The sequence below is a fragment of the Photorhabdus akhurstii genome, from assembly GCF_018448925.1.
Taxonomy (GTDB): Bacteria; Pseudomonadota; Gammaproteobacteria; order Enterobacterales; family Enterobacteriaceae; genus Photorhabdus; species Photorhabdus akhurstii.
This window is the reverse complement of record NZ_RCWE01000008.1, coordinates 47,262-63,479: the sequence shown is the minus strand read 5'-3', so window position 1 is coordinate 63,479 and position 16,218 is coordinate 47,262. Positions and strand designations below refer to the sequence as shown.

General features: G+C 42.3%; 7 protein-coding genes. 6 read left to right on the top strand and 1 reads right to left on the bottom strand.

Annotation, left to right across the window (positions count from 1 at the left end; translation table 11 throughout):
- The first annotated feature begins 1 nt into the window (after window position 1).
- From EAE93_RS11380 to EAE93_RS24505, 5 genes are all read left to right on the top strand, one after another.
- Complete coding sequence (locus tag EAE93_RS11380; protein WP_214039684.1) at window positions 2-2,818, top strand: RHS repeat domain-containing protein; 2,817 nt, start codon at window positions 2-4, stop codon at window positions 2,816-2,818.
- 944 nt (window positions 2,819-3,762) lie between these two features.
- Window positions 3,763-4,260 (top strand): hypothetical protein, encoded by a 498-nt coding sequence (locus EAE93_RS24510; RefSeq protein WP_250150987.1) that lies wholly within the window; start codon window positions 3,763-3,765, stop codon window positions 4,258-4,260.
- Window positions 4,257-5,372 carry an esterase/lipase family protein gene (locus EAE93_RS11375; RefSeq protein WP_250150986.1) on the top strand — a complete coding sequence of 372 codons (1,116 nt, stop codon included), beginning with the start codon at window positions 4,257-4,259 and terminating at the stop codon, window positions 5,370-5,372. The genes EAE93_RS24510 and EAE93_RS11375 overlap by 4 nt, the downstream gene beginning before the upstream one ends.
- A gap of 94 nt (window positions 5,373-5,466) precedes the next feature.
- Complete coding sequence (locus EAE93_RS11370; protein WP_332008849.1) at window positions 5,467-6,255, top strand: T6SS immunity protein Tli4 family protein; 789 nt, start codon at window positions 5,467-5,469, stop codon at window positions 6,253-6,255.
- Between the two features lie 23 nt (window positions 6,256-6,278).
- Window positions 6,279-6,485 carry a T6SS immunity protein Tli4 family protein gene (locus tag EAE93_RS24505; protein WP_415186284.1) on the top strand — a complete coding sequence of 69 codons (207 nt, stop codon included), beginning with the start codon at window positions 6,279-6,281 and terminating at the stop codon, window positions 6,483-6,485.
- A 531-nt stretch (window positions 6,486-7,016) separates the two neighbouring features.
- On the opposite strand, the gene EAE93_RS11365 is transcribed toward EAE93_RS24505, so the two are convergent.
- Window positions 7,017-7,928 carry a LysR family transcriptional regulator gene (locus tag EAE93_RS11365; protein WP_036808054.1) on the bottom strand — a complete coding sequence of 304 codons (912 nt, stop codon included), beginning with the start codon at window positions 7,926-7,928 and terminating at the stop codon, window positions 7,017-7,019.
- 699 nt (window positions 7,929-8,627) lie between these two features.
- Here EAE93_RS11365 and EAE93_RS11360 point away from each other — a divergent pair.
- Entirely contained in the window at window positions 8,628-16,178 is a 7,551-nt protein-coding gene (locus tag EAE93_RS11360) for a Tc toxin subunit A-related protein (RefSeq protein WP_214039683.1), read from the top strand.
- Window positions 16,179-16,218: the final 40 nt, after the last annotated feature.

Here is a 16,218-nt window from a genome sequence, read left to right as displayed (position 1 = left end):
TATGGAAAACATTGACCCAAAACTTTATCACCATACGCCTACCGTCAGTGTTCACGATAACCGTGGACTAGCTATCCGTAATATTAGTTTTCACCGCACTACCGCAGAAGCAAATACCGATACCCGTATTACCCGCCATCAATATAATGCCGGCGGATATTTGAACCAAAGCATTGATCCTCGCCTGTATGACGCCAAACAGACTAACAACGCTGTACAACCGAATTTTATCTGGCGACATAATTTGACCGGCAATATCCTGCGAACAGAGAGCGTCGATGCCGGTCGGACGATTACCCTCAACGATATTGAAGGCCGCCCGGTGTTGACCATCAATGCAGCCGGTGTCCGGCAAAACCATCGCTACGAAGATAACACCCTGCCCGGTCGCCTGCTCGCTATCAGCGAACAAGGACAGGCAGAAGAGAAAACGACCGAGCGCCTTATCTGGGCCGGCAATACGCCGCAAGAAAAAGACCACAACCTTGCCGGTCAGTGCGTCCGCCATTACGATACCGCAGGACTCACTCAACTCAACAGCCTTGCCCTGACCGGCGCCGTTCTATCACAATCTCAACAACTGCTTACCGATAACCAGGATGCCGACTGGACAGGTGAAGACCAGAGCCTCTGGCAACAAAAACTGAGTAGTGATGTCTATATCACCCAAAGTAACACTGATGCCACCGGGGCTTTACTGACCCAGACCGATGCCAAAGGCAACATTCAGCGGCTGGCCTATGATGTGGCCGGGCAGCTAAAAGGGAGTTGGTTAACACTCAAAGGTCAGGCGGAACAGGTGATTATCAAATCGCTAACCTACTCCGCCGCCGGGCAAAAATTACGTGAAGAGCACGGTAACGGGATTGTCACTGAATACAGCTACGAACCGGAAACCCAACGGCTTATCGGCATTACCACTCGCCGTCCATCAGACGCCAAGGTGTTGCAAGACCTACGCTATCAATATGACCCAGTAGGCAATGTCATTAGTATCCGTAATGATGCGGAAGCCACTCGCTTTTGGCGCAATCAGAAAGTAGCCCCGGAGAATAGCTATACCTACGATTCCCTGTATCAGCTTATCAGCGCCACCGGGCGCGAGATGGCCAATATCGGTCAGCAAAGCAACCAACTTCCCTCTCCGGCGCTACCTTCTGATAACAATACCTACACCAACTATACTCGCACTTATACTTATGACCGTGGCGGCAATTTGACGAAAATTCAGCATAGTTCACCAGCCGCGCAAAATAACTACACGACGGATATAACGGTTTCAAATCGCAGCAACCGCGCGGTACTCAGCACATTGACCGCAGATCCAACTCAAGTCGATGCCTTATTTGATGCGGGAGGCCATCAAACCAGCTTGTTATCCGGCCAAGTTCTAACTTGGACACCGCGAGGCGAATTGAAACAAGCCAACAATAGCGCAGGAAATGAGTGGTATCGCTACGATAGCAACGGCATACGCCAGCTAAAAGTGAATGAACAACAAACTCAGAATATCCCGCAACAACAAAGGGTAACTTATCTACCGGGGCTGGAAATACGTACAACCCAGAACAACGCCACAACAACAGAAGAGTTACACGTTATCACACTCGGTAAAGCCGGCCGCGCGCAAGTCCGAGTATTGCATTGGGAGAGCGGTAAACCAGAAGATATTAATAACAATCAGCTTCGTTACAGCTACGATAATCTTATTGGCTCCAGCCAACTTCAATTAGATAGCGACGGACAAATTATCAGTGAAGAAGAATATTATCCATTTGGTGGTACAGCGCTGTGGGCGGCAAGGAATCAAACCGAAGCCAGCTATAAAACCATTCGTTATTCTGGTAAAGAGCGGGATGTTACCGGGCTGTATTATTATGGCTACCGTTATTACCAACCGTGGGCGGGCAGATGGTTAAGTGCAGACCCGGCAGGAACCATTGATGGACTGAATTTATATCGCATGGTGAGAAATAACCCGGTGACGCAATTTGATGTTCAGGGATTATCACCGGCCAACAGAACAGAAGAAGCGATAATAAAACAGGGTTCCTTTACGGGAATGGAAGAAGCTGTTTATAAAAAAATGGCTAAACCTCAAACTTTCAAACGCCAAAGAGCTATCGCTGCCCAAACAGAGCAAGAAGCCCATGAATCATTGACCAACAACCCTAGTGTAGATATTAGCCCAATTAAAAACTACACCACAGATAGCTCACAAATTAATGCCGCGATAAGGGAAAATCGTATTACGCCAGCAGTGGAAAGTTTAGACGCCACATTATCTTCCCTACAAGATAGACAAATGAGGGTAACTTATCGGGTGATGACCTATGTAGATAATTCCACGCCATCGCCTTGGCACTCGCCACAGGAAGGAAATAGTATTAATGTTGGTGATATCGTTTCGGATAACGCTTATTTATCAACATCGGCCCATCGTGGTTTTCTGAATTTTGTTCACAAAAAAGAAACCAGTGAAACTCGATACGTCAAGATGGCATTTTTAACGAATGCGGGTGTCAATGTCTCAGCAGCATCTATGTATAATAATGCTGGCGAGGAGCAAGTATTTAAAATGGATTTAAACGATTCAAGAAAAAGCCTTGCTGAAAAATTAAAACTAAGAGTCAGTGGACCACAATCGGGACAAGCGGAAATATTACTACCTAGGGAAACACAGTTCGAAGTTGTTTCAATGAAACATCAAGGCAGAGATACCTATGTATTATTGCAAGATATTAACCAATCCGCAGCCACTCATAGAAATGTACGTAACACTTACACCGGTAATTTCAAATCATCCAGTGCAAATTAAATTGGGAAAATAGTGATTAATTAATATAACAACAAACAATCCCCTGAACGCCTATTCAGGGGATTTAACAATCCACCATCTTTAAGTATTTAACCTCGAACCATAAGAAGAAATTTATTTCATCACTTTCTCATTTCTCCCGTTGCATTAAATACCATTAACATTTCATTAATTCAGACCTGTCATTTCATTAACCTGTTATAAATTTAAAAAACATAACATAACCATACTGATGAAAATAAAACAGACAAATCTCTATCGCCTTATTAAAATAAAAACAATGTTTTTTTGTAAAAAAACGAAATGGAATAGGGTAACAGTTAACTGTTTTCGTTAACGGAATAGTTGTTAGGATAGATATCACCACAGATATTCCGATGAAAATGTTTGGTTATATGGGTAAAAAACCTGATGAGATTTTTTTCAGTTGCGCATGATAGGAATGAGAATCATTCTTTTTATAGTGATGGAGTGAATGAAGTTTAAAAATGAGTGATAAGATTAAAACAGAGATAATCTATTGGATAAAATGAAAATAAGAATTGTTCTCATGAAAGACTAATTATAACAGCGTATTCAGGTTGCCTTCATTTTATGGCAATTAATGCCAGTTTACTTTTGTCAATAAATGTCATGTTATTGTCATGAAGTTTAAATATTTTTTCCGACATGCTGTTATATCTGCGGTGAAAAGGGGTGTGCATTAAAAATCGTATTTTTTTGAAAAAAAAGAGTTGATTTTTATAAGCACCCGCCGAGAAGATAGGAAAATTCAGAAATCGCTCATTCTGTTCATGCATTGATGTATTGAGAAAAGATGGATGGCCTATGTAAATATCTTTGATCCGAACGGATGATCATATATACAGAATGGAGATAGCCCCTTGCCAAAGCAAGTTGAGGTGGAAATTAGTCAATTGAAAATAAAAAATGAGGAGTAAATGATGAGTGAGCCGAAGGAAAATGAGATTTTTATTCACCCTGAATATGATGAACTGGGCCTCCCTTATTACAACGTGCCGAATGCCAGAATTGAAGAAAATCTGGTGGCGACGTGTTTGAAATACGCGACTAAAGTGATCCCGGTAATTTTTCTGCCGGGGGTGATGGGGAGTAATTTAAAATCAAAAGAGGGTAAGTCGGTCTGGCGGCTAAATGAGATATGGAGTTTTGATGTTTTAGTTTGGATGTGCAGAGGAGCCTCTTATAGGAAAGATACACTAGATCCTAGTAATACAGAAGTTGATGATTCAGGGGATATTACGCCTGATCACACTGAGAAGAATAAATTCCAGACTTGCCAGCAGCGCGGTTGGGGGGAAATAGCTCATATGAGCTATGGCACTTTCCTGCCCTGGCTTCAAGCGGTGTTGGATGATGAGCGTCTGGCCTTTGAGTATGTCTGGCAGGGAAGGGGGGAAAAACCCTTCGGCAACGTATGATTGATATGAGCCTGAATGCGGAGTGGGGGGAAGAGCCGCTGACCGAGGCCGAGGTTGACCATAGTTATGATTTTCTCTACCCGGTTCATGTGATGGGCTATAACTGGCTGCAATCCAATGAAGATTCTGCCAAGAGGCTGGCGCAATATGTGGATAAGGTTTTAGCTTTCTATGGTAAACGGTGTGCAACTAAAAAGGTGATTTTAGTCACTCACTCAATGGGAGGGCTGGTTGCTCGTTATTATTCAGAATTGCTGAATGGCAGAGATAAAATTTTAGGCATTGTGCATGGGGTGATGCCCGCTACGGGGGCGCCGACCACTTATAAAAGGATGAAAACCGGTGAAGATGGCGTGACCGGGCTGGTTGTGGGTTACGATGGTGAAGACATGACGCCGGTGCTGGCGCAGTCTCCCGGCCCATTACAGCTTCTGCCGGGAAAGGAGTATGGTCGAGGCTGGTTACATATCGCCGATGGTAAAATGACGCATAAACTACCGAAATCAGATCCGTATGAGGAGATTTATCTGGAAAAGGATCGCTGGTGGGGGTTATGTGAAACCCGGTTTTTAAACCCGGATAAAAAGGATAAGTGGAAAGATGGAGCAAGCTGGAATAGTTATCGGAAGTTGATAAGAAACATAGTCAAACCATTTATTGAAGAGTTAACCAGTAAGTACCATCCGAATACTTATGCCTTTTATGGCGCCAGCGAGAAACATTTATCCTATGGAGTTGTCTCCTGGCAAGAAGCCAGTAAGGATTATTACAATAAAACGGAAGATTATTCCGGCCTGACATTTGATCGGCCGATATACGATCCTTATAACCTGGAGACGGGCGCAACCCGTATAGTGCAGTTTTCTGTTGGACCTTCTTTTCAGGATATTGCGGCGAAAACTTTTAAGCTGGCGCCACCCAAAGAGCCGGGAGATGGGACGGTGCCGGTAAAATCTGGCCGTATTACCACCGAATATTTACGCGGCTTGCTGGCAACAGAAGTTGACCATGAAGGTGCATATAAAGGAAATAGCGAGACGGAAGAGACGTTTGCCCGGTTATTCACTTTGCGTTCAATTGTGAAGATGGTGCAGGCGGTGAAAATTGAATAGGAAAACGACCTTACTGACTTTAGCGGTTATTTGTACCTTATGGTGGTATATGCCCGTATTTTATTACCCGATTTTAACTGAAAAGGAAAAGAAAGTGACAACTGAAATGTTAGCGAATATGCAGCCTCGTTGTGTGGGCCGTTATTTGATAGATCTTCCTGCTGGATTTGAAAATGTTGCCAATCGAGGGATATTTATTGGTGATGCGCAAATAGAAACCGAGCGTTTATATCCACCTGCATTTGAACAGCGGATACGGCTAAGAGAGCAGGAATTAAAGACTATGCAATCTGTTGAACCGAAAGATATGCCTTTTTTAAAGAAAGCCTATCACCTCCAGGATAATATGGAGGGTGTGATCTTCGACAGGAATGAAAGTTTTGGTATTCCCGGTTTTGCCCGAGTATTAGAAGCGCATTTGTATAGTCATGGTGTCGCTTTTACCGTAACAATGAAATTTATGGAGTTATCAGATGATAAGTATAAGGAAGATAGAGATTTTTATATAAGGCAAGGGTTTTCTGAAAGGCAATACAATGAGTTGTATCAAACTCTGGAGAAGATGAAAAGATTGCTATCCAGAATCAGCGGCCGAAAAGATACAGAAATACCTACAGAGGCAGGTACCTGTATTCCTGATGGTTTTATTACTGGCAGTCATGATGAGAAAGAGAGGATAACTTTTGTCTATAAGCGAAATGAAAGTGATCATTTTACTTTCAGTGTTGAAATATTAAATTATATTCAAGAAAAAGACCATCTGTTAGAGCGTTTGAGGGGAATGGAAGGTATATTTTTAGCTGTGCATGCTAAGATAATAAGGAAAGGGAAACGGGAAACGGGAAACGGGAAATTAATAGTACTTATACGGAGGAAGTTTTAACAACTGCGCCGACAGAAAAAATTATGGAGCCAGAAACTAAAATTCCTGGATATGCATTTAGTTTAATTGCCAATGAAACAGCCGGGGATTATAAAAACCCTTTTGTTGCTATTGATCTAGGGAATGATCGGTTATCTGCAACGCCGTACAGTGAAAATGAACTGATAACGTTTTGGGATGCGGTAACGAGTACTTTTCGTAAAAGGCCCGGTGCTTTTAAAGAGCGATAAAAGTACGTTTTAAATTGAACTTCTTATAGAGATATAAGGTCTAAGAACCAAGGTTAGTAAGTGATGGTGATAAACACAAAAATATACTGTGGGTTCAGTTATCAAGATAGTATAGGTGATGAAAGTTAGGTAAAAAAAGAAGATAATTGGTTTTATTCACTATCGTAGCAATTTATATCCTGTGGCAGTGATATTTCCATGCCCATTATTATCCCGTTTTAACCTAAGAAGGAAAATTAAATGAAAACTGAAATGTTAGCCAATATGCAGACTCGTTGAGAGAACAGGAATCAAAGACACCTAAGTATAAGGCTGACAGCGCCCTGAATTTACAAACTTTTCTCACTGGATGTATTTGTCTGCCAAGTTCTAGGTCTGATAAGTAAAGGGAGGTTACTTGTCTATTTACATTTTAATTACCAATTATCTAATGATCCCTATGATCATTAGATAATTTTGCAAAGTTATTTAGTCATCATAAATTGAATAACGTGGTGGATTAATATAATAAATAGCTATTCAAGATAACTTTCAAACAATCAAATCGGAAATCAATAAATTCAATGGCTCTTTATATTTACGTCTGAGAGTATAAGCACAATATCTCACTGACGGCGTTGGACACGATTTAAAATTCAAAAAGGTAATACCTTGATGAAGGTGAGCAGAACAGAGCATTTCGTTCGGTGTCATTAAACTTATCGCCACCCCCGATCTCACTAAATCCAACCGATGAGTAAAATCAGGGACAGTTAGCAAAGTTAAATTCTGGTACTCAGGTAGATAATTCAGCGAAATAAAATTGTCACATTGTTTAAAGAAAGCACTATTATGTTGAGCTAAAGGCAGTGTATATATAATATCATCAGCATGACTATCCGCTGCTAAAATATCATTCGCGATAGCAAGACGCAGAATCTGATAAGCTCCGTCTATTCTGATAATGTCATCGTTATCAGGATAATGTTCAGTGGTTACATAGATGGTTATCTCGCCTTTCATTAAAGCAGAAAATATTGTCTCTTTTCTTGCCGAATCATCAATAATGAAATGATTTTTTATGTAAATATCGCGATAATGATAACGTTGAACCGCTCTTTTTATCACTTCCGGGATTTTATTAATATATTCTCCACTGGTCCCAATAACCAGTTTTCCTGCGGTTGCTAATTGCTCACTTCTACGATAATGCCAATTATCCTCAACTCGTTGAATTCTCTCATAACACGGCAATAGCTCCTGATATAAGGCCATCCCTTCCTCAGTCAATTTGGTCCTTCCCGGCAATCTTTCAAACAGTTGACAGCCCACACGTTGTTCCAGTTGATATATGATCCTACTTAGAGGGGAAGGAGTAATACAAAGCGTATCCGCTGCTAAAGTGAATGACTCTTTTTTCGCCGATTCCATAAAATACTTCAAGTGCTTTGAACAAAATAGCATCATATATCCTTCTATTCTAATTAATTGTTCCATCCGAAATAGAATGGAATATTAACAATGAAACATTACAGCAACTTTTCTTCTTTGCATTATTTAACATTGAAGTGTGTATTTACTGGGATTGAGTTTTATCATCTTTATTCTTAGCAGTTATCAAACATTTTTTATTATTGTTGCCAAATAAACGTAATCCACCCTTAAATCACAATAGTAATTCTAAATAAATGTCACATGTTATTATTAAGAAAAGACAGGCAACATTAACCATTTAATTAAATATTTCAATTGGTTGACAAAACATCTATAATGTTCAATATAAAATAATCACAGATTTAACATCAAGTAAATTATACAATCTATATTCACCATCACTGAACTTCACCCTTCTCGCACAGTTCATTATGTGAACAATAAAGTGTTATTTCCATTCAACGCTTATTAGAAAGTCAGTTGCAAATTTTGCATCTGCTTTTTTTGCAACAGCTATTTAAACAAAACAATGAGATAGTGATTCTCTGAGAGATCAAGATTAGGTTTATCTGTTACTCGCAAACTATTTCTATACGTACCCTTAGCGATTTCTCAAAACCTATCCTTGATTATCCCTTCTTCCGATGGAACGGAATCACTCTCTTATTGATCCATGATGTAAAAGCAACAAGGCTGTTTCATTTACTTTATGATTTAAAAGGAATAAATATGAACGAGTCTGTAAAAGAGATACCTGATGTATTAAAAAGCCAGTGTGGTTTTAATTGTCTGACAGATATTAGCCACAGCTCTTTTAATGAATTTCGCCAGCAAGTATCTGAGCACCTCTCCTGGTCCGAAACACACGACTTATATCATGATGCACAACAGGCACAAAAGGATAATCGCCTGTATGAAGCGCGTATTCTCAAACGCGCCAATCCCCAATTACAAAATGCGGTGCATCTTGCCATTCTCGCTCCCAATGCTGAACTGATAGGCTATAACAATCAATTTAGCGGTAGAGCCAGTCAATATGTTGCGCCGGGTACCGTTTCTTCCATGTTCTCCCCCGCCGCTTATTTGACTGAACTTTATCGTGAAGCACGCAATTTACACGCAAGTGACTCCGTTTATTATCTGGATACCCGCCGCCCAGATCTCAAATCAATGGCGCTCAGTCAGCAAAATATGGATATAGAATTATCCACACTCTCTTTGTCCAATGAGCTGTTATTGGAAAGCATTAAAACTGAATCTAAACTGGAAAACTATACTAAAGTGATGGAAATGCTCTCCACTTTCCGTCCTTCCGGCGCAACGCCTTATCATGATGCTTATGAAAATGTGCGTGAAGTTATCCAGCTACAAGATCCTGGACTTGAGCAACTCAATGCATCACCGGCAATTGCCGGGTTGATGCATCAAGCCTCCCTATTGGGTATTAACGCTTCAATCTCGCCTGAGCTATTTAATATTCTGACGGAGGAGATTACCGAAGGTAATGCTGAGGAACTTTATAAGAAAAATTTTGGTAATATCGAACCGGCCTCATTGGCTATGCCGGAATACCTTAAACGTTATTATAATTTAAGCGATGAAGAACTTAGTCAGTTTATTGGTAAAGCCAGCAATTTTGGTCAACAGGAATATAGTAATAACCAACTTATTACTCCGGTAGTCAACAGCAGTGATGGCACGGTTAAGGTATATCGGATCACCCGCGAATATACAACCAATGCTTATCAAATGGATGTGGAGCTATTTCCCTTCGGTGGTGAGAATTATCGGTTAGATTATAAATTCAAAAATTTTTATAATGCCTCTTATTTATCCATCAAGTTAAATGATAAAAGAGAACTTGTTCGAACTGAAGGCGCTCCTCAAGTCAATATAGAATACTCCGCAAATATCACATTAAATACCGCTGATATCAGTCAACCTTTTGAAATTGGCCTGACACGAGTACTTCCTTCCGGTTCTTGGGCATATGCCGCCGCAAAATTTACCGTTGAAGAGTATAACCAATACTCTTTTCTGCTAAAACTTAACAAGGCTATTCGTCTATCACGTGCGACAGAATTGTCACCCACGATTCTGGAAGGCATTGTGCGCAGTGTTAATCTACAACTGGATATCAACACAGACGTATTAGGTAAAGTTTTTCTGACTAAATATTATATGCAGCGTTATGCTATTCATGCTGAAACTGCCCTGATACTATGCAACGCGCCTATTTCACAACGTTCATATGATAATCAACCTAGCCAATTTGATCGCCTGTTTAATACGCCATTACTGAACGGACAATATTTTTCTACCGGCGATGAGGAGATTGATTTAAATTCAGGTAGCACCGGCGATTGGCGAAAAACCATACTTAAGCGTGCATTTAATATTGATGATGTCTCGCTCTTCCGCCTGCTTAAAATTACCGACCATGATAATAAAGATGGAAAAATTAAAAATAACCTAAAGAATCTTTCCAATTTATATATTGGAAAATTACTGGCAGATATTCATCAATTAACCATTGATGAACTGGATTTATTACTGATTGCCGTAGGTGAAGGAAAAACTAATTTATCCGCTATCAGTGATAAGCAATTGGCTACCCTGATCAGAAAACTCAATACTATTACCAGCTGGCTACATACACAGAAGTGGAGTGTATTCCAGCTATTTATCATGACCTCCACCAGCTATAACAAAACGCTAACGCCTGAAATTAAGAATTTGCTGGATACCGTCTACCACGGTTTACAAGGTTTTGATAAAGACAAAGCAGATTTGCTACATGTCATGGCGCCCTATATTGCGGCCACCTTGCAATTATCATCGGAAAATGTCGCCCACTCGGTACTCCTTTGGGCAGATAAGTTACAGCCCGGCGACGGCGCAATGACAGCAGAAAAATTCTGGGACTGGTTGAATACTAAGTATACGCCGGGTTCATCGGAAGCCGTAGAAACGCAGGAACATATCGTTCAGTATTGTCAGGCTCTGGCACAATTGGAAATGGTTTACCATTCCACCGGCATCAACGAAAACGCCTTCCGTCTATTTGTGACAAAACCAGAGATGTTTGGCGCTGCAACTGGAGCAGCGCCCGCGCATGATGCCCTTTCACTGATTATGCTGACACGTTTTGCGGATTGGGTGAACGCACTAGGCGAAAAAGCGTCCTCGGTGCTAGCGGCATTTGAAGCTAACTCGTTAACGGCAGAACAACTGGCTGATGCCATGAATCTTGATGCTAATTTGCTGTTGCAAGCCAGTATTCAAGCACAAAATCATCAACATCTTCCCCCAGTAACTCCAGAAAATGCGTTCTCCTGTTGGACATCTATCAATACTATCCTGCAATGGGTTAATGTCGCACAACAATTGAATGTCGCCCCACAGGGCGTTTCCGCTTTGGTCGGGCTGGATTATATTCAATCAATGAAAGAGACACCGACCTATGCCCAGTGGGAAAACGCGGCAGGCGTATTAACCGCCGGGTTGAATTCACAACAGGCTAATACATTACACGCTTTTCTGGATGAATCTCGCAGTGCCGCATTAAGCACCTACTATATCCGTCAAGTCGCCAAGGCAGCGGCGGCTATTAAAAGCCGTGATGACTTGTATCAATACTTACTGATTGATAATCAGGTTTCTGCGGCAATAAAAACCACCCGGATCGCCGAAGCCATTGCCAGTATTCAACTGTACGTCAACCGGGCATTGGAAAATGTGGAAGAAAATGCCAATTCGGGGGTTATCAGCCGCCAATTCTTTATCGACTGGGACAAATACAATAAACGCTACAGCACTTGGGCGGGTGTTTCTCAATTAGTTTACTACCCGGAAAACTATATTGATCCGACCATGCGTATCGGACAAACCAAAATGATGGACGCATTACTGCAATCCGTCAGCCAAAGCCAATTAAACGCCGATACCGTCGAAGATGCCTTTATGTCTTATCTGACATCGTTTGAACAAGTGGCTAATCTTAAAGTTATTAGCGCATATCACGATAATATTAATAACGATCAAGGGCTGACCTATTTTATCGGACTCAGTGAAACTGATGCCGGTGAATATTATTGGCGCAGTGTCGATCACAGTAAATTCAACGACGGTAAATTCGCGGCTAATGCCTGGAGTGAATGGCATAAAATTGATTGTCCAATTAACCCTTATAAAAGCACTATCCGTCCAGTGATATATAAATCCCGCCTGTATCTGCTCTGGTTGGAACAAAAGGAGATCACCAAACAGACAGGAAATAGTAAAGATGGCTATCAAACTGAAACGGATTATCGTTATGAACTAAAATTGGCGCATATCCGCTATGATGGCACTTGGAATACGCCAATCACCTTTGATGTCAATAAAAAAATATCCGAGCTAAAACTGGAAAAAAATAGAGCGCCCGGACTCTATTGTGCCGGTTATCAAGGTGAAGATACGTTGCTGGTGATGTTTTATAACCAACAAGACACACTAGATAGTTATAAAAACGCTTCAATGCAAGGACTATATATCTTTGCTGATATGGCATCCAAAGATATGACCCCAGAACAGAGCAATGTTTATCGGGATAATAGCTATCAACAATTTGATACCAATAATGTCAGAAGAGTGAATAACCGCTATGCAGAGGATTATGAGATTCCTTCCTCGGTAAGTAGCCGTAAAGACTATGGTTGGGGAGATTATTACCTCAGCATGGTATATAACGGAGATATTCCAACTATCAATTACAAAGCCGCATCAAGTGATTTAAAAATCTATATCTCACCAAAATTAAGAATTATTCATAATGGATATGAAGGACAGAAGCGCAATCAATGCAATCTGATGAATAAATATGGCAAACTAGGTGATAAATTTATTGTTTATACTAGCTTGGGGGTCAATCCAAATAACTCGTCAAATAAGCTCATGTTTTACCCCGTCTATCAATATAGCGGAAACACCAGTGGACTCAATCAAGGGAGACTACTATTCCACCGTGACACCACTTATCCATCTAAAGTAGAAGCTTGGATTCCTGGAGCAAAACGTTCTCTAACCAACCAAAATGCCGCCATTGGTGATGATTATGCTACAGACTCTCTGAATAAACCGGATGATCTTAAGCAATATATCTTTATGACTGACAGTAAAGGGACTGCTACTGATGTCTCAGGCCCAGTAGAGATTAATACTGCAATTTCTCCAGCAAAAGTTCAGATAATAGTCAAAGCGGGTGGCAAGGAGCAAACTTTTACCGCAGATAAAGATGTCTCCATTCAGCCATCACCTAGCTTTGATGAAATGAATTATCAATTTAATGCCCTTGAAATAGACGGTTCTGGTCTGAATTTTATTAACAACTCAGCCAGTATTGATGTTACTTTTACCGCATTTGCGGAGGATGGCCGCAAACTGGGTTATGAAAGTTTCAGTATTCCTGTTACCCTCAAGGTAAGTACCGATAATGCCCTGACCCTGCACCATAATGAAAATGGTGCGCAATATATGCAATGGCAATCCTATCGTACCCGCCTGAATACTCTATTTGCCCGCCAGTTGGTTGCACGCGCCACCACCGGAATCGATACAATTCTGAGTATGGAAACTCAGAATATTCAGGAACCGCAGTTAGGCAAAGGTTTCTATGCTACGTTCGTGATACCTCCCTATAACCTATCAACTCATGGTGATGAACGTTGGTTTAAGCTTTATATCAAACATGTTGTTGATAATAATTCACATATTATCTATTCAGGCCAGCTAACAGATACAAATATAAACATCACATTATTTATTCCTCTTGATGATGTCCCATTGAATCAAGATTATCACGCCAAGGTTTATATGACCTTCAAGAAATCACCATCAGATGGTACCTGGTGGGGCCCTCACTTTGTTAGAGATGATAAAGGAATAGTAACAATAAACCCTAAATCCATTTTGACCCATTTTGAGAGCGTCAATGTCCTGAATAATATTAGTAGCGAACCAATGGATTTCAGCGGCGCTAACAGCCTCTATTTCTGGGAACTGTTCTACTATACCCCGATGCTGGTTGCTCAACGTTTGCTGCATGAACAGAACTTCGATGAAGCCAACCGTTGGCTGAAATATGTCTGGAGTCCATCCGGTTATATTGTCCACGGCCAGATTCAGAACTACCAGTGGAACGTCCGCCCGTTACTGGAAGACACCAGTTGGAACAGTGATCCTTTGGATTCCGTCGATCCTGACGCGGTAGCACAGCACGATCCAATGCACTACAAAGTTTCAACTTTTATGCGTACCTTGGATCTATTGATAGCACGCGGCGACCATGCTTATCGCCAACTGGAACGAGATACACTCAACGAAGCGAAGATGTGGTATATGCAAGCGCTGCATCTATTAGGTGACAAACCTTATCTACCGCTGAGTACGACATGGAGTGATCCACGACTAGACAGAGCCGCGGATATCACTACCCAAAATGCTCACGACAGCGCAATAGTCGCTCTGCGGCAGAATATACCTACACCGGCACCTTTATCATTGCGCAGCGCTAATACCCTGACTGATCTCTTCCTGCCGCAAATCAATGAAGTGATGATGAATTACTGGCAGACATTAGCTCAGAGAGTATACAATCTGCGTCATAACCTCTCTATCGACGGCCAGCCGTTATATCTGCCAATCTATGCCACACCGGCCGATCCGAAAGCGTTACTCAGCGCCGCCGTTGCCACTTCTCAAGGTGGAGGCAAGCTACCGGAATCATTTATGTCCCTGTGGCGTTTCCCGCACATGCTGGAAAATGCGCGCGGCATGGTTAGCCAGCTCACCCAGTTCGGCTCCACGTTACAAAATATTATCGAACGTCAGGACGCGGAAGCGCTCAATGCGTTATTACAAAATCAGGCCGCCGAGCTGATATTGACTAACCTGAGCATTCAGGACAAAACCATTGAAGAATTGGATGCCGAGAAAACGGTGTTGGAAAAATCCAAAGCGGGAGCACAATCGCGCTTTGATAGCTACGGCAAACTGTACGATGAGAATATCAACGCCGGTGAAAACCAAGCCATGACGCTACGAGCGTCCGCCGCCGGGCTTACCACGGCAGTTCAGGCATCCCGTCTGGCCGGTGCGGCGGCTGATCTGGTGCCTAACATCTTCGGCTTTGCCGGTGGCGGCAGCCGTTGGGGGGCTATCGCTGAGGCGACAGGTTATGTGATGGAATTCTCCGCGAATGTTATGAACACCGAAGCGGATAAAATTAGCCAATCTGAAACCTACCGTCGTCGCCGTCAGGAGTGGGAGATCCAGCGGAATAATGCCGAAGCGGAATTGAAGCAAATCGATGCTCAGCTCAAATCACTCGCTGTACGCCGCGAAGCCGCCGTATTGCAGAAAACCAGTCTGAAAACCCAACAAGAACAGACCCAATCTCAATTGGCCTTCCTGCAACGTAAGTTCAGCAATCAGGCGTTATACAACTGGCTGCGTGGTCGACTGGCGGCGATTTACTTCCAGTTCTACGATTTGGCCGTCGCGCGTTGCCTGATGGCAGAACAAGCTTACCGTTGGGAACTCAATGATGACTCTGCCCGCTTCATTAAACCGGGCGCCTGGCAGGGAACCTATGCCGGTCTGCTTGCAGGTGAAACCTTGATGCTGAGTCTGGCACAAATGGAAGACGCTCATCTGAAACGCGATAAACGCGCATTAGAGGTTGAACGCACAGTATCGCTGGCCGAAGTTTATGCAGGATTACCAAAAGATAACGGTCCATTTTCCCTGGCTCAGGAAATTGACAAGCTGGTGAGTCAAGGTTCAGGCAGTGCCGGCAGTGGTAATAATAATTTGGCGTTCGGCGCCGGCACGGACACTAAAACCTCTTTGCAGGCATCAGTTTCATTCGCTGATTTGAAAATTCGTGAAGATTACCCGGCATCGCTTGGCAAAATTCGACGTATCAAACAGATCAGCGTCACTTTGCCCGCGCTACTGGGACCGTATCAGGATGTACAGGCAATATTGTCTTACGGCGATAAAGCCGGATTAGCTAACGGCTGTGAAGCGCTGGCAGTTTCTCACGGTATGAATGACAGCGGCCAATTCCAGCTCGATTTCAACGATGGCAAATTCCTGCCATTCGAAGGCATCGCCATTGATCAAGGCACGCTGACACTGAGCTTCCCAAATGCATCTATGCCGGAGAAAGGTAAACAAGCCACTATGTTAAAAACCCTGAACGATATCATTTTGCATATTCGCTACACCATTAAATAACCGTCCCAACGTACTAAAACAGGCTCCGAATCGGGGCCTG